We start from the raw sequence: 15,230 nt of genomic DNA on the forward strand, positions 1-15,230 counted from the left end.
TGCGAAGCAACCCCAATGTCCTGTTGGGCTCCTAAAGTGACGACTGCTTCGCAGCCGAGCGGGAGCAAGCTCCCTCGCCACAGGGCTGATGTACATCTGTTAAGAGCGCCGGCATTGCGCGACAATGCCGGCCAGTTTCAGGAGTAGAACATGAGTGAAATGAACGACACGCCGGTCGACGGCACACTGGATGCCACGGGCCTCAATTGCCCGGAACCGGTGATGATGCTGCACCAGCACATCCGTGACCTGGCCCCCGGTGGCCTGTTGAAAGTCATCGCCACCGACCCCTCGACTCGCCGCGACATCCCCAAGTTTTGCGTGTTCCTGGATCACGAACTGGTGGCCCAGCAGGAAGAGGCTGGTACCTACCTCTACTGGATCCGCAAGAAACTCGCTTAATCCGTCGAGTGGCTGACGCGGATCTGCTTGCGTGCGCTGCGTGTCAGGCGGATCGACAACATCAGCGCCGCGCAGCTCAGGCCTACGATCAGGCCTTGCCACAACCCGCTCGGGCCGCTGGCCGCGCCGAGCCAGTCGGTCAGGCCCAGCGCGTAGCCCACCGGCAGGCCGATGCCCCAATAGGCGAACAGGGTCAGGATCATCGTCACACGGGTGTCCTGGTAGCCGCGCAACGCGCCTGCCGCCGTGACCTGGATCGCATCGGAAAACTGGAACAGCGCCGCGTAGACGATCAGCATCGACGCCACTTCGATCACCACCGGGTCGGCGGTATAGATCGCCGCGATAGGCCCGCGCAATGCGAACATCAGGCTCGCCGACAGGCAGGCGTACGCCAGGGCCGTGCCCATGCCCACCCCGGCGGCAAAGCGCGCTTCACGGGGCTGGCGACGGCCCAAGGCCTGGCCGACCCGCACCGTGACAGCCATGCCCAGGGAGTAGGGGATCATGAACACCAGGGAGCTGAAGTTCAGCGCGATCTGGTGCCCGGCCACCACCGTGGCCCCGAGGCTGCCGATCAGCAGCGCGATCACCGCGAAGATACTCGACTCGGCGAACACCGCGATGCCAATTGGCAGGCCGATGCCCAGCAGGCGCTTGATCACTGTCCATTGCGGCCAGTCGAAACGGCTGAACAACCGACTCGACTGATAGGCCGGTGCCCAACGGGCCCAACCGGCCATGCCCAGGGCCATGAACCACATCACGATGGCCGTGGCCCAGCCGCAACCGACGCCGCCCATGGCGGGCACGCCCAGGTGCCCGTAGATGAAGATGTAATTGAGCGGAATGTTCAATGCCAGCCCGCACAGCCCCAGCACCATTGCCGGTCGCGTGCGGCCCAGGCCATCGCTGAAGCAGCGCAGCACGTGATACAGCGCCACGGCCGGCAGGCCCGTGCCGATGCCACGCAGGTATTCCATGCAGGGGCCGATCAATTCGGGATCGACCTTCATGATGTGCAGGATCGGTTCGGCGCTGAACAGCGCCAGGGTCGCGAGCAAACCCACCACCAGCGCCAGCCACAGTGCCTGGCGCACCAGCGGCCCGATTTCGTCGAACGTGCCGGCACCGAAGCGCTGGGCCACTTTTGGCGTGGTCGCCAGCAACGTGCCGGTCATCAACAGGAACACCGGTACCCAAATCGAGTTGCCCAGGGCCACGGCCGCCAAGTCCCGTGGGCCGACCCGACCGGCCATCACCGCATCGACAAAGCCCATGGCGGTGGTCGCCAGTTGCGCCACCATGATCGGCACGGCCAAGGCCAGCAGGGTCTTGAATTCCAGACGCACCCGGGCCGGGCGGGAAAGGGTGGCAGGAGAGTCGATGACAGGATTCACAGGCGAAGCGTCCGAGAGAAATTAGCGCAAGGCGGCGAATTCTACGCCTTGACGCTGTGGTCAGGAAAAAAGCTGTGTTGTGGATTTGTAATCGTCAACGTCTGCCCGGGTAGTTTCTGTGGCGAGGGAGCTTGCTCCCGCTGGACTGCGAAGCAGGCCAAAAAGCGGGCGGCTGCTTCGCACCCGAGCGGGAGCAAGCTCCCTCGCCACAAACGCGTTCACTGAGGCAATGGACTGGCCCATCGACGCGAGGAACGCCTACACTGCCCCTCCCGCCAAAGGAGCTCTGCCATGCTGATCGTCGCCGACGAAAACATCCCCCTGCTTGATGCGTTTTTCCACGGGTTCGGCGAAATCCGCCGGGTACCGGGCCGGGGAATCGACCGGACGATGGTCGAGCAAGCCGATGTGCTGCTGGTGCGTTCGGTCAGCCAGGTCAATCGGGCGCTGCTGGAGGGTAGCAAGGTACGCTTCGTCGGCACATGCACCATCGGCACCGATCACCTGGACCTGGATTATCTGGCCGAGGCCGGTATTCACTGGGCCAGCGCACCCGGTTGCAACGCCCGTGGCGTGGTGGACTACGTGTTGGGCAGCCTGATGACCCTGGCGGAAATCGAAGGCGTGGCGCTCGCGCAGCGGACCTTCGGCGTGGTCGGCGCAGGGCAGGTGGGCGGGCGGTTGATCGAACTGCTCAAGGGCCTGGGCTGGACCGTCAAGGTCTGCGATCCGCCGCGTCAGGCCGCCGAGGGCGGTGACTATGTGAGCCTGGAACAGATCATCGAGCAATGCGATGTGATCAGCCTGCACACCCCGTTGACCCGCGACGGCGAGCAACCGACCTGGCACCTGTTCGACGAAGCGCGCCTGAACCAGCTCAAGCCCGGCACCTGGCTGATCAATGCGGCCCGCGGCCCGGTGATCGACAACGCCGCGCTACGCGAAGTGTTGCTGGAGCGCGAAGACCTGCAGGCGGTGCTGGATGTCTGGGAGCAGGAGCCCACCGTTGATGTGGACCTGGCCGATTTGTGCGTGATAGCTACCCCGCACATTGCCGGTTACAGCCTCGATGGTCGTCAGCGCGGCACCGCCCAGATCTACCAGGCCTTGTGCGCTTTCCTGGAACAGCCGGTTGAAGTCAGCCTCAGCGACCTGTTGCCTCGGCCTTGGCTCGGTGGCATCACCCTGGATGCCGCAACCGACCCGGCCTGGGCCTTGGCGGCGTTGTGCCGGAGCGTGTACGACCCCCGTGGCGACGACGCAAACTTTCGCCGCAGCCTGGTGGGCACGGTCAGCGAGCAACGCAGCGCGTTCGACGCCTTGCGCAAGCATTATCCGCCACGGCGGGAAATCGACAGCTTGAAGGTTCGTATCGAAGGGCAGTCGGCGACCTTGCAACAGATCGTGACGGCGCTGGGTGCCACCGCTATTTAAGTGTGACCGCTCTTGTGGCGAGGGAGCTTGCTCCCGCTCGGCTGCGAAGCAGTCGTCGCTTTTTGGAATCCAAAAGGCATTAGGGTCGCTTCGCAACCCAGCGGGAGCAAGCTCCCTCGCCACAAGAGCCTCGCCACAAGAGCCTGCAAAATCAGCAGGCATAAAAAACCCGACATCAAGGTCGGGTTCAATCGAGACGGGCTGTATCACTTTTGTTCGGCAGGCTTGACCAGTCGTTTTTCCAACTCGCCACAGGCTTTGCGAATCATGTCTTCGGTGATCGGTACTTCGCGCCCTTGTTCATCGATGAACGAGCAGCCCAGAGATTGGTCCGGTTGCGTTCGGATTACTTGAATCTTGTCGTCGCTGCTGTGTTGCAAGGACATGGCCTGTCTCCTCATCAGGTTGTGTGCCTACTTTAATGTCGCCAGGTGACCGAGCCATGACACTCCTTGCAGGTTCATGGCGACACCTCCACTCAATCAGAAACACAGTCGCGTTTCCAGCCAGACTTTAGACCGATAACATCTAGCGGCTAGTCGTCGTGGTCATATTTAACCTGACTCATTCTGATTCAACCTGGTTCCGTTGCGTTTCGACCGCGCGGGCCGGCCTTTTCCTGCTGAATTATCGGACGCCTTTGATGCTTTCTTCTCGACATCGCCGTGCCATACGCCTGGCCACCGGCTTCATCGCCCCTTATCGCAAACAAGTCGCCGGCGCGTTGCTGGCCTTGATTGTCACTGCCGGCATTACCTTGTCGATGGGCCAGGGCATCCGCTTGTTGGTGGACCAGGGCTTCATGACCCGTTCGCCACACTTGCTCAATCAATCCATCGGCCTGTTCATGGTGTTGGTGGTGGGGCTGGCGATCGGTACGTTTGCACGTTTTTACCTGGTGTCCTGGATCGGCGAGCGGGTAGTGGCCGATATCCGGCGGCAGGTCTTCAACCATCTGGTGTACTTGCACCCAGGCTTCTACGAAAACAACCGCAGTTCGGAAATCCAGTCGCGGCTGACCACTGACACGACCTTGCTGCAATCGGTGATCGGTTCGTCGCTGTCGTTGTTTTTGCGCAATGTCTTGATGGTGGTGGGGGGCATCGTGCTGCTGTTCGTCACCAATCCCAAGTTGACCAGCATCGTGGTGATTGCCCTGCCGCTGGTATTGGCGCCGATCCTGATCTTTGGGCGGCGAGTGCGCAGCTTGTCGCGTGAGAGCCAGGACCGTGTTGCCGACGTCGGCAGCTACGTCTCCGAAACTCTCGGCCAGATCAAGACCGTGCAGGCCTACAACCATCAGGTCCAGGACGAACAGCGTTTTTCCGTGACAGTGGAGCAGGCCTTCCACACCGCTCGCAGGCGCATCGCCCAGCGGGCCTGGCTGATCACCCTGGTGATCGTGCTGGTGCTGGGGGCGGTGGGGGTAATGCTCTGGGTCGGCGGTATGGATGTGATCGCCGGGCGGATTTCCGGCGGCGAGCTGGCGGCGTTCGTGTTCTACAGCCTGATCGTCGGCAGCGCCTTCGGGACCCTGAGCGAAGTGATCGGCGAGCTGCAGCGGGCGGCCGGTGCGGCAGAGCGCATTGCCGAGCTGCTGCGTTCGGAGAACATCATCCAGCCGCCGGCCTCAGGACTCGTGACCTTGCCGGTGCGGGTCCGCGGCGATTTACGTCTTGAAGGCGTGCGTTTTTCCTATCCGTCCCGGCCGGACAGTTACGCGGTCGACGGTCTCGACCTGAGCGTCAAGGCCGGCGAGACCCTGGCCCTCGTCGGGCCTTCCGGTGCGGGCAAGTCGACGGTCTACGACTTGCTGTTGCGTTTCTATGATCCGGTGCAAGGGCAGATCCTGATCGACGACGTGCCGTTGACCCAGCTCGATCCGTTGGACCTGCGCCGGCACTTCGCCCTGGTCTCACAAAACCCGGCGCTGTTTTTCGGCACGGTCGAAGAAAACATTCGTTACGGCAATCCGCAGGCGACGCCCGAACAGGTGCGCGAGGCCGCGCAGATCGCCCATGCCCATGACTTCATCGAAAAAATGCCCAACGGCTACCAGACTCACCTGGGCGACGGCGGCCTGGGCTTGTCCGGCGGCCAGCGCCAACGCCTGGCCATCGCCCGAGCCTTGTTGGTGGATGCGCCGATCCTGCTGCTGGACGAAGCCACCAGTGCCCTCGATGCGCAAAGCGAACACCTGATCCAGCAAGCCTTGCCTAGCCTGATGAAAAACCGCACCACCCTGGTCATTGCCCATCGCCTGGCCACGGTGAAAAACGCCGACCGGATCGCGGTGATGGACCAGGGCAAGGTGGTTGCCGTGGGCACTCACCAGGAGCTGGTAGCCAGCAATGCGCTGTATGCGCGGTTGGCGGCGTTGCAGTTCAATCAGCACGGCGAGGATGTTTAGTGAGTTTGATGTGTTGAGATCAATGTGGGAGCGAGCCTGCTCGCGATAGCGGCTGATCAGCAACAAAGATGCTGACTGTCACACCGCTATCGCGAGCAGGCTCGCTCCCACAGGGTCCAGCAACCGACCCAGCCACCGAGCAAAAAAATGCCCGCGTCCTTCGAAGCGGGCATTTTTTTCTTCTCAGTAACAGCCTGCGCTAATACTCACTGATCATCGAAATACCGCTCATGCCAGTCCACCAGCGGTTGCGGCGAGTTGAGCTTCTGGCCGTAGATCACCGAATATGACAACACGTTCTGCACGTATTGGCGGGTCTCGTCGAATGGAATACTTTCGACCCAGACGTCGAAGCTCAAGTGATCGGCACCGCGCAACCATTGGCGCACGCGACCGGGGCCGGCATTGTAGGCCGCCGAGGCGAGGACGCGGTTGCCGTTGAACTGGCTGTGAACCTGGCTCAGGTAGGCCGCGCCCAACTGGATGTTCTTGTCCGGGTTCAACACTTGCTGAGGCGAAGCCAGGGGAATGCTGAACTTGCGCGCGGTTTCCTTGGCAGTGCCAGGCATCAGTTGCATCAGGCCGGCGGCGCCGACGCTGGAGCGGGCGTCGTCCATGAAGGCGCTTTCCTGGCGAGTGATTGCGAAGACCCAGCTCGAATGCAGGCCACGCACCTTGGCTTCACGTACCAGGGTGTCGCGGTGGGCCATCGGGAAACGGATGTCCAGGTCGTCCCAGTACTTGGCCTGGCTGATGGTGCGAATGGCTGGGAAATACCATTTCAGGTCATAGGCCAGTTTCGCCTGGGCGACCATTTCGTCCCGGTTGAAATGCCGGCTGACGTGATACCACTCGCGGCGTCCGTCCACGATGTCCCCACGGGCATGAAACTCCAGTGCACGGCGCACGCCCGGTGTGTTGCGCACCTTATTGATCAGCGCCTGGCTCATCACCAGTGGCTTGTTGACGAGGGAATACGGCGACTGGGAGCGGTCGGCGGCCAGGAAACCATAAAAGTCCCGCTCACGGGCCAGGTGCTTGTAGAGCGCCAGGGCCTCGGGGTTTTGCGGCTGCGCCAGCTCCAGCGTGCGGGCTTGCCAGTAGCGCCAGCGGTTGGTGCTCGCCAGCGACTCGGGCAGGCGGCGGGTCAGTTGGTAGGCATCGTCCCAGCGGGCCAGGCGCAGCAGCAGACGCAAGCGCCACTCCGAAACGGTGTCGTCGCGCAGTTCCGGGTCGTATTTGGTCATCACGTCCAAGGCGCGGCTGTCGAAGCGCTTGGCCAGGGTCAGGCCGATTTCCCGGGCAATCGCGACTTTTTCATCCCGGGAAAAATGCATGGTGCTGGCGTAGCCATCCAGCAGCGCCATGGCTTTTTCCGGATCCTGGCGGGCCAGGCGACGCAGGCCGAGGCTGACGATATCGGACATCGGTTCATCGGCCGGGCTGAAGCGCGAGGGCTGGTTGAGCAACTCAGGCTTTTGCGCCACGTCCACCAGCAACTTGCCACGGGGGGCGAGGGTGGTCAGGCCGCTGACCAGGCTGTTGGCCAGCGGATAATTGCGCGCCTGGGCGGCCAGCTTGGTGCGTTCCCAGCGTTTCTGCTCGGTCAACTGGCCCTGGGATGCCCATAGGCCGAACAACGCATCGCAGGCCTGGGGCTGTGACTTGCCGGTGAGCCAGAGCTTTTCGGCATTGGCATAGCCTTCGGCCTTAAGGCCATGGCTGAGCTGGTACTGAGCGTTGAGGCAGTCCAATTCGGTGAAGTTGAGCTTGGGGTCGTAATACTTGACGAAGGTCGCCCAATCGCCGCGCTCGGCCAGCCAGCGCAACCAACGCAGTTTCATCCAGTTGGCCTGTGGCAGGTCACCGTGCTCGGCGAGGAATTTTTCGATTTCGGCGTTGCTGGCGCTCTTGAGGCGCGCGGTCAGTTCATCGTAGGCCAGGTAGGGCTCCAACGGGTAATCGCGCAAGGCCTGGCTGTAGCGAAAGTAAGGGCCGGAATCACCCTTGGCCAAGGCCCGCTTGGCCTCGTTGTAATACTGGCGCTGAGTGGAAATATCCACCGCCTGAGCGGATTGAACGGCAGTGGCACATACAAAAAGACACGATAAAACACTGAAAAGGCGACTGCGCATGAGACGTCCGGGCAGAAAAAACATGACAAGCCCAAGGGTTAACCCAGGGTAACTGTCTGTAGCTTAGCCTTTTGCCAGCAGCCGGCGAAAGCTTTGCAGGGCTGTCGGTGCAAGTTCGCAACATTTGTCGTGCAGAGTGCTTCAGTGGCGAAATTGGCGGACCCTTGAGGCCTCATCTCAGGTAGAATGCGCGCCCGGTTTTTGGAGAAGCTCATGACCCTGCTCAAATTCAGCGATGTGTCCCTTGCTTTCGGCGCTATGCCGTTGTTGGACAAGGTGTCCTGGCAGATCGCCCGTGGTGAGCGGGTGTGCATCATCGGCCGCAACGGCACTGGCAAGTCCAGCATGATGAAGCTGGTCAAGGGCGATCAAAAGCCCGATGACGGCTCGGTCTGGCGCGCGCCAGGCCTGAAAATCGGCGAATTGCCCCAGGAACTGCCGGTGGCCGACGAGCGGACCGTATTCGACGTGGTCGCCGAAGGCCTGGACGGGGTCGGCGCGCTGTTGGCCGAGTATCACCACCTGAGCCAGAACATCGTCACCGATGCCGACCTGGACAAGTTGATGCACGTGCAGCACGACCTTGAAGCCCGAGATGGCTGGCGTCTGCAGCAACTGGTCGACAGCACCCTGAGCCGCCTGCAATTGCCGGCCGACAAGACCCTCGCCGAGTTGTCCGGCGGCTGGCGTCGTCGCGTTCTGCTGGCCCAGGCCCTCGTGTCCGAGCCGGACCTGCTGCTGCTCGACGAACCGACCAACCACCTGGACATCGGCGCCATCGCCTGGCTTGAAGAAGCCTTGAAGGACTTCCAGGGGGCGGTGCTGTTCATCACCCACGACCGTTCCTTCCTGCAGAACCTGGCGACGCGCATCCTTGAACTGGACCGTGGCGGCCTGATCGATTGGAACGGCGACTACGCCAGCTTCCTGGTGCACAAGGAAGCGGCGCTGGCGGCGGAAGAAACCGCTAACGCGTTGTTCGATAAGAAACTGGCCCAGGAAGAAGTCTGGATTCGCCAGGGCATCAAGGCGCGTCGCACCCGCAACGAAGGCCGTGTGCGGGCCCTCAAGGCCTTGCGCGTTGAGCGCAGTGAACGCCGTGAACGTACCGGCAAGGCCAATATCCAGTTGGATACTGCCGACAAGTCCGGCAAGCAGGTGATGGTCCTTGAGAACGTGAGTTTCGCGCACCCGGGCGGCCCGTTCCTGATCAAGGACTTCTCCATGGTCCTGCAGCGTGGCGATCGCATCGGCTTGCTAGGGGCCAACGGCACCGGCAAGACGACTTTGCTCAAACTGATGCTTGGCGGTCTGGTGCCGACCAATGGCAAGGTGGAGGAGGGTACGAAGATCGACGTTGCCTACTTCGACCAGTTGCGCCATCAGTTGGACCTGGAAAAGACCGTGATCGATAACGTCGCCGAAGGTCGCGATTTCATCGACATCGATGGCCAGAGCCGTCACGTATTGAGCTACCTCGGCGATTTCCTGTTCAGCCCGCAGCGTGCCCGTACGCCAGTCAAGGCGCTGTCGGGCGGTGAGCGCGCCCGTCTGTTGCTGGCCAAGCTGTTCAGCAAGCCAGCGAACCTGCTGGTGCTCGACGAACCGACCAACGACCTGGACGTGGAAACCCTGGAGTTGCTGGAAGAAGTGCTGTTGACCTTCAACGGCACGGTGCTGATGGTCAGTCACGACCGGGCATTCCTCGACAACGTGGTCACCAGCACCCTGGTGTTCGAAGGCGAAGGCCTGGTGCGTGAATACGTCGGTGGTTATCAGGACTGGCTGCGCCAGGGCGGCTCGCCGCGTCTGCTTGGGGTCACCGAGAGCAAGTCCGGCAAGGCCGACCTGAATTCGGCGGTGGTCAAGGCCGAGCCCGCGCCGGTTGCCGCCGCAGCTCCGGCCCCGGCGAAGAAAAAGCTCAGCTACAAACTGCAGCGCGAGCTGGAGGCTCTGCCGGGCGATATCGATGCGAAGGAGCAGCAGATCGCCGCGGTGGAAGCCGAAATGGCCGACGCCGGGTTCTATCAGCGGCCTGCTGCCGAAACCGCCAAGGTTATCGCGCAGTTGGAACAACTGCAGGCCGAGCTGGATGCATTGGTCGAGCGCTGGGCCGAGCTGGACGCTTGATTCATTGAGATAAGAAACCAATCCCTGTGGGAGCGAGCCTGCTCGCGATAGCGGTCGATCAGCGCCATTGGTGTTGGCTGACACACCGCTTTCGCGAGCAGGCTCGCTCCCACAGGGGTATATGGCTCAGGTGCGCTTGACCAGGTGCACTGCCAGCACATCGCAGGGCGCGCCATGCAGCACATCGTTGGCAGTCGAGCCCAGCAGCAGCGCCAGGCCATGGCGACCATGGCTGCCGACGACAATCAGGTCGCAACCCTGTTCCTTGGCCAGGTGATGGATCTCCTGGCGTGGCTGGCCGTAGGTCAAGTGGCTGAACTCCTTCTTCAGGGCCGGGTATTTCACGATCAGTCGGTCAAGGCGTTCCTTGGCCTGGTCGAATTGCTGCTGCTGCAACTGGGAAAGGTCCATCGGCACGTCGCCGCCGAAGGCCATGGCCATTGGTTCGACGATATGCACCAGCGACAGCTGGGTGTCTCGGCCTTCGCAAAGGGCGAGGGCGCGCTTGACGACCGGATCGCATTCTTCAGTGAGGTCAACGGCGACCAGAACGTGGTTGTAGTACATGGAAGGCACTCCAGAGAATTGCGATACGGTAAGTATGGCTGGTTTCAAGCGCATTGACGGCGACCTGGGTCAATGGCTCATCAGAATCGGGGAGTACGAATATGACGGTCTGGATAGTGCTGTCAATCCTGTTGGTGGTGTTAAGTCCATTGGCATGGTTGCGTCCGTCCCGTGTACAGAACGGTCGCATGGCCCTGCGCATGGAAGCGCGACGCCTGGGCCTGGCCATGCAACTGGCGCCACAGGAGTGGCCGCACTGGCTCGGCCAGCAGCCGCCAAACCCCTGTGCCCAGTACTATCGGCCTCGGCGAGGCAACCAGCCGGCCTGTTGGAGCTATTGGCAAACGGCACCGGGCGTCTGGGCCAATCAGTGGCGGGAAGTCTGCCAGGATGAATCCTTGCTCAATCATTTCGAAAAATTGCCGGCCAACGTCTACAAAGTCGAAGCCGACCGGCAAATGATTGCGGTGTACTGGGGCGAAAAAGGCGAAGCCAGTGTTTTGCAAGACATTGCCAGCACGCTCAAGGCGCTGGCCTGAGGCATAAAAAAGCCCGACAGTCTCATCGGGCGGTTGGCCAGGCAGGCCGGTAATCCATCTCGTGTCAGGGCGTGCGTTCGCAGCGCCCTTCGTTCCTGAAATTCAATCGTATTCCCGACAGCGTAGTCGGCTGGACCCGATATGTCTGGAATTAGGGCGATTTTTCTAATGATTGATCCTATGAATAGCTGCACATGCGGCGCCGTGTTGCGGATCCGTACGGTACGGAAATGACCGTAAAGTCGCGTTCTCGCCCGTGTTTAGGGCGATTGACAATTGTCGGAAATTCCGTGAAGGTGACGTACCCAAATCAAACGGGCGTATGAATTGAGCGTTTGTATTTTCGGAGCGCTCCTACAGACCCCGACTATCGCGTTGACGGGTGTGCCTGGCGGATTGGCGTAGCATCGACGGTAACGTCAGTGTCGAACCAGTGGCCAGCGTCCAACGTGTACTGTTCAGCTTCCATATCGTGGAGATCAGTTGATGATTTACGAAGGTAAAGCCATCACGGTTAAGGCTCTTGAAAGTGGCATCGTCGAACTGAAATTCGACCTCAAGGGTGAGTCCGTCAACAAGTTCAACCGTCTAACCCTGAATGAATTGCGTCAGGCCGTAGACACTATCAAGGCAGATGCTTCGATCAAGGGTGTGATCGTCAGCAGCGGCAAGGACGTGTTCATCGTCGGTGCCGACATCACCGAATTCGTCGACAACTTCAAGCTGCCCGATGCCGAACTGATCGCTGGCAACCTCGAAGCCAACCGTATTTTCAGCGACTTCGAAGACCTCAACGTACCGACCGTCGTGGCCATCAACGGCATCGCCCTGGGTGGCGGCCTGGAGATGTGCCTGGCGGCGGATTACCGCGTCATGGCCACCACGGCCAAGATCGGCCTGCCGGAAGTCAAGCTGGGCATCTACCCGGGCTTCGGCGGTACCGTGCGCCTGCCGCGCCTGATCGGTGCCGACAATGCCATCGAGTGGATTGCCGCCGGCAAGGAAAACCGTGCCGAAGACGCACTGAAAGTCGGCGCCGTGGATGCGGTGGTCGAACCTGGCAAGCTCCAGGAAGCGGCCCTTGAAACCATCAAGCGCGCCATCAGCGGCGAGTTCGACTACAAGGCCAAGCGCCAGCCGAAGCTGGAAAAGCTCAAGCTCAACGCCATCGAACAAATGATGGCCTTCGAAACCGCGAAGGGTTTCGTGGCCGGACAAGCTGGCCCGAACTACCCGGCGCCGGTCGAAGCGATCAAGACTATCCAGAAAGCCGCAAGCTTCGGTCGCGACAAGGCCTTGGAAGTCGAGGCCGCCGGCTTCGTCAAGTTGGCCAAGACCTCGGCTGCGCAAAGCCTGATCGGCCTGTTTCTCAACGATCAGGAACTGAAGAAAAAGGCCAAGGCCTACGACGAAATCGCCCGTGACGTGAAGCAGGCCGCCGTGCTCGGCGCCGGCATCATGGGCGGCGGCATCGCCTACCAGTCGGCGTCCAAGGGTACGCCGATCCTGATGAAGGACATCAATGAACACGGGATCGAGCAGGGCCTGGCCGAAGCCGCCAAGCTGCTGGTCGGTCGCGTCGACAAGGGGCGCATGACCGCCGCGAAGATGGCCGAAGTGCTCAACGGCATTCGTCCGACGCTGTCCTACGGCGATTTCGGCCATGTCGACCTGGTGGTCGAAGCGGTTGTCGAGAACCCGAAGGTCAAGCAAGCGGTACTGGCTGAAGTCGAAGACAAGGTCAAGGAGGACACCATCCTCGCCTCGAACACCTCGACCATCTCCATCTCGCTGCTGGCCAAGGCCCTCAAGCGTCCGGAGAACTTCGTCGGCATGCACTTCTTCAACCCGGTGCACATGATGCCGCTGGTGGAAGTGATCCGTGGCGAGAAGTCCAGTGAGCTGGCTGTTGCCACCACCGTGGCCTACGCCAAGAAAATGGGCAAGAACCCGATCGTCGTCAACGATTGCCCGGGTTTCCTGGTCAACCGCGTGCTGTTCCCATACTTCGGCGGTTTCGCCAAGCTGGTCAGCGCCGGTGTGGACTTCGTGCGCATCGACAAGATCATGGAAAAATTCGGCTGGCCGATGGGCCCGGCGTACCTGATGGACGTGGTCGGCATCGACACCGGCCACCATGGTCGCGACGTCATGGCTGAAGGCTTCCCGGACCGCATGAAAGACGACCGTCGTTCGGCTGTCGACGTGCTCTACGAAGCCAAGCGCCTGGGCCAGAAGAATGGCAAGGGCTTCTACGCCTACGAGACCGACAAGCGCGGCAAGCAGAAGAAAGTCGCCGATGCGTCGGTGCTGGAAGTGCTCAAGCCGATCGTCTACGAGCAGCGCGACGTCACCGACGAGGACATCATCAACTGGATGATGATCCCGCTGTGCCTCGAAACCGTGCGTTGCCTGGAAGACGGCATTGTCGAAACCGCCGCCGAAGCCGACATGGGTCTGGTCTACGGTATCGGTTTCCCTCCATTCCGTGGCGGTGCGCTGCGTTACATCGATTCGATCGGTGTGGCCGAGTTCGTTGCCCTGGCTGACCAGTACGCTGATCTGGGCGCGCTGTACCACCCGACCGCGAAGCTGCGTGAAATGGCCAAGAACGGCCAACGCTTCTTCGGTTAAGCGCCCAACGACTAGAGCGAGAGAACATTTATGAGCTTGAATCCTAGAGACGTCGTGATCGTCGACTTCGGTCGTACGCCGATGGGCCGCTCCAAGGGCGGCATGCACCGCAACACCCGCGCCGAAGACATGTCGGCGCACCTGATCAGCAAGCTGCTGGAGCGCAACGTCAAGGTCGACCCCAACGAAGTCGAAGACGTGATCTGGGGCTGTGTGAACCAGACCCTGGAGCAGGGCTGGAACATCGCCCGCATGGCCTCGCTGATGACCCAGATTCCTCACACCGCGGCCGGCCAGACCGTCAGCCGCCTGTGCGGTTCGTCCATGAGCGCGCTGCACACCGCCGCCCAGGCGATCATGACCGGCAACGGTGACGTATTCGTCGTCGGTGGTGTCGAGCACATGGGCCACGTGAGCATGATGCACGGCGTCGATCCGAACCCGCACATGTCGCTGTACGCGGCCAAGGCCTCGGGCATGATGGGTCTGACCGCGGAAATGCTGGGCAAGATGCACGGCATCAGCCGCGAACAGCAGGACGCCTTTGGCGTGCGTTCCCACCAGCTCGCCCACAAGGCGACCGTGGAAGGCAAGTTCAAGGACGAGATCATCCCGATGCAGGGCTATGACGAGAATGGCTTCCTGAAGCTGTTCGACTACGACGAAACCATTCGTCCGGAAACCACCCTGGAAAGCCTGGCGGCCCTGAAGCCGGCCTTCAATCCGAAGGGTGGCACCGTGACAGCTGGTACTTCATCGCAGATCACCGACGGTGCCTCGTGCATGATCGTGATGTCGGCCCAGCGTGCCCAGGACCTGGGTATCCAGCCGATGGCAGTGATTCGTTCGATGGCCGTGGCGGGTGTGGACCCGGCGATCATGGGCTATGGTCCAGTACCGGCCACGCAGAAAGCCTTGAAGCGTGCAGGCCTGAGTATCGCCGATATCGACTTCTTCGAGCTCAACGAAGCTTTCGCCGCACAGGCCCTGCCGGTGCTGAAAGATTTGAAAGTGCTCGACAAGATGAACGAGAAGGTTAACCTGCACGGCGGTGCGATCGCCCTGGGTCATCCGTTCGGTTGCTCCGGTGCGCGTATCTCCGGCACGCTGCTCAACGTCATGAAGCAGAATGGCGGCACCTTCGGTGTCTCGACCATGTGCATTGGCCTCGGCCAAGGCATCGCCACTGTCTTCGAACGCGTCTAAGCGTTGCGTCGATGGAAGCCGGGGCCAAGTGCCCCGGTTTTTGTTTTTTCGGGGTTAGTACAAAAAGATTTGTTTTTTATTTTGAAAAGATTTGAGTGAGGGCCAAAGCATGCCGATACAACCTGGGCTCTACCAGCATTACAAAGGTCCGCAGTACCGCGTATTCAGCATCGCGCGGCATTCCGAGACCGAGGAGGAAGTGGTCTTCTATCAAGCCCTGTATGGCGATTACGGCTTTTGGGTGCGCCCCTTGAGCATGTTCGAGGAGTCCGTCGAGGTTGACGGCGAACAGGTGCCACGCTTTGCTTTGGTGCAGGCCGAGGAGAGCATTTTTTCCAAGCCTTGAGGCCGGCATGCGGGCAACCCTGCGCTT

At 61.2% G+C, this 15,230-nt stretch carries 12 protein-coding genes; 8 read left to right on the forward strand and 4 right to left on the reverse strand.

Annotation, left to right across the window (positions count from 1 at the left end; translation table 11 throughout):
* The first annotated feature begins 150 nt into the window (after nt 1-150).
* On the forward strand, nt 151-402 hold the full coding sequence (tusA, locus tag HU715_RS04470; RefSeq protein ID WP_003183455.1) for a sulfurtransferase TusA: 252 nt from the start codon (nt 151-153) through the stop codon (nt 400-402).
* Here the strand turns inward: tusA and HU715_RS04475 are convergent.
* Nucleotides 399-1,802, reverse strand: a complete 1,404-nt coding sequence (locus tag HU715_RS04475) for an MATE family efflux transporter (protein ID WP_346343453.1) — start codon at nt 1,800-1,802, stop codon at nt 399-401. The two genes, tusA and HU715_RS04475, sit on opposite strands and share 4 nt — an antisense overlap.
* 291 nt (nt 1,803-2,093) lie before the next feature.
* Between HU715_RS04475 and pdxB the strand changes: the two genes are divergently transcribed.
* Nucleotides 2,094-3,236, forward strand: coding sequence for a 4-phosphoerythronate dehydrogenase PdxB (gene pdxB / locus HU715_RS04480; protein WP_186705237.1), 1,143 nt, complete (start codon nt 2,094-2,096; stop codon nt 3,234-3,236).
* Between the two features lie 206 nt (nt 3,237-3,442).
* On the opposite strand, the gene HU715_RS04485 is transcribed toward pdxB, so the two are convergent.
* Nucleotides 3,443-3,622 (reverse strand): PA1571 family protein, encoded by a 180-nt coding sequence (locus tag HU715_RS04485; RefSeq protein WP_186705236.1) that lies wholly within the window; start codon nt 3,620-3,622, stop codon nt 3,443-3,445.
* Between the two features lie 257 nt (nt 3,623-3,879).
* Here HU715_RS04485 and HU715_RS04490 point away from each other — a divergent pair, with 257 nt between their 5' ends.
* On the forward strand, nt 3,880-5,646 hold the full coding sequence (locus HU715_RS04490; protein WP_186705235.1) for an ABC transporter transmembrane domain-containing protein: 1,767 nt from the start codon (nt 3,880-3,882) through the stop codon (nt 5,644-5,646).
* Between the two features lie 206 nt (nt 5,647-5,852).
* Here the strand turns inward: HU715_RS04490 and HU715_RS04495 are convergent, their stop codons facing one another.
* On the reverse strand, nt 5,853-7,781 hold the full coding sequence (locus tag HU715_RS04495; RefSeq protein ID WP_186705234.1) for a transglycosylase SLT domain-containing protein: 1,929 nt from the start codon (nt 7,779-7,781) through the stop codon (nt 5,853-5,855).
* Between the two features lie 213 nt (nt 7,782-7,994).
* Between HU715_RS04495 and HU715_RS04500 the strand changes: the two genes are divergently transcribed.
* A complete protein-coding gene (locus tag HU715_RS04500; RefSeq protein WP_186705233.1) occupies nt 7,995-9,911 on the forward strand; it encodes an ATP-binding cassette domain-containing protein in 1,917 nt (638 codons plus the stop codon).
* Nucleotides 9,912-10,037: 126 nt separating this feature from the next.
* Here the strand turns inward: HU715_RS04500 and HU715_RS04505 are convergent, their stop codons facing one another.
* A complete protein-coding gene (locus HU715_RS04505; RefSeq protein ID WP_060738415.1) occupies nt 10,038-10,478 on the reverse strand; it encodes a universal stress protein in 441 nt (146 codons plus the stop codon).
* Nucleotides 10,479-10,579: 101 nt separating this feature from the next.
* Between HU715_RS04505 and HU715_RS04510 the strand changes: the two genes are divergently transcribed.
* From HU715_RS04510 to HU715_RS04525, 4 genes are all read left to right on the forward strand, one after another.
* Nucleotides 10,580-11,017 carry a hypothetical protein gene (locus HU715_RS04510; RefSeq protein ID WP_186705232.1) on the forward strand — a complete coding sequence of 146 codons (438 nt, stop codon included), beginning with the start codon at nt 10,580-10,582 and terminating at the stop codon, nt 11,015-11,017.
* Between the two features lie 486 nt (nt 11,018-11,503).
* The gene (gene fadB, locus HU715_RS04515; protein WP_186705231.1) at nt 11,504-13,651 is read left to right on the forward strand and encodes a fatty acid oxidation complex subunit alpha FadB; all 2,148 of its coding nucleotides are present in this window, start codon (nt 11,504-11,506) and stop codon (nt 13,649-13,651) included.
* A gap of 30 nt (nt 13,652-13,681) precedes the next feature.
* Nucleotides 13,682-14,857, forward strand: coding sequence for an acetyl-CoA C-acyltransferase FadA (gene fadA / locus HU715_RS04520; RefSeq protein ID WP_053120718.1), 1,176 nt, complete (start codon nt 13,682-13,684; stop codon nt 14,855-14,857).
* A 109-nt stretch (nt 14,858-14,966) separates the two neighbouring features.
* Nucleotides 14,967-15,203 carry a DUF1653 domain-containing protein gene (locus HU715_RS04525; protein ID WP_003199644.1) on the forward strand — a complete coding sequence of 79 codons (237 nt, stop codon included), beginning with the start codon at nt 14,967-14,969 and terminating at the stop codon, nt 15,201-15,203.
* The last annotated feature ends 27 nt before the right edge of the window (nt 15,204-15,230 follow it).

The organism is Pseudomonas zanjanensis, from assembly GCF_014268745.2.
GTDB classification, from domain to species: domain Bacteria; phylum Pseudomonadota; class Gammaproteobacteria; order Pseudomonadales; family Pseudomonadaceae; genus Aquipseudomonas; species Aquipseudomonas zanjanensis.

What these genes read in the sequence shown, in the direction of transcription:
- HU715_RS04510 (WP_186705232.1), top strand. Translation starts at nt 10,580, where the DNA reads ATGACGGTCTGGATAGTGCTGTCAATCCTGTTGGTGGTGTTAAGTCCA.
- fadB (WP_186705231.1), top strand. Translation starts at nt 11,504, where the DNA reads ATGATTTACGAAGGTAAAGCCATCACGGTTAAGGCTCTTGAAAGTGGC.
- tusA (WP_003183455.1), top strand. Translation starts at nt 151, where the DNA reads ATGAGTGAAATGAACGACACGCCGGTCGACGGCACACTGGATGCCACG.
- HU715_RS04490 (WP_186705235.1), top strand. Translation starts at nt 3,880, where the DNA reads ATGCTTTCTTCTCGACATCGCCGTGCCATACGCCTGGCCACCGGCTTC.
- fadA (WP_053120718.1), top strand. Translation starts at nt 13,682, where the DNA reads ATGAGCTTGAATCCTAGAGACGTCGTGATCGTCGACTTCGGTCGTACG.
- HU715_RS04495 (WP_186705234.1), bottom strand. Translation starts at nt 7,781, where the DNA reads ATGCGCAGTCGCCTTTTCAGTGTTTTATCGTGTCTTTTTGTATGTGCC.
- HU715_RS04485 (WP_186705236.1), bottom strand. Translation starts at nt 3,622, where the DNA reads ATGTCCTTGCAACACAGCAGCGACGACAAGATTCAAGTAATCCGAACG.
- HU715_RS04505 (WP_060738415.1), bottom strand. Translation starts at nt 10,478, where the DNA reads ATGTACTACAACCACGTTCTGGTCGCCGTTGACCTCACTGAAGAATGC.
- HU715_RS04525 (WP_003199644.1), top strand. Translation starts at nt 14,967, where the DNA reads ATGCCGATACAACCTGGGCTCTACCAGCATTACAAAGGTCCGCAGTAC.
- pdxB (WP_186705237.1), top strand. Translation starts at nt 2,094, where the DNA reads ATGCTGATCGTCGCCGACGAAAACATCCCCCTGCTTGATGCGTTTTTC.
- HU715_RS04500 (WP_186705233.1), top strand. Translation starts at nt 7,995, where the DNA reads ATGACCCTGCTCAAATTCAGCGATGTGTCCCTTGCTTTCGGCGCTATG.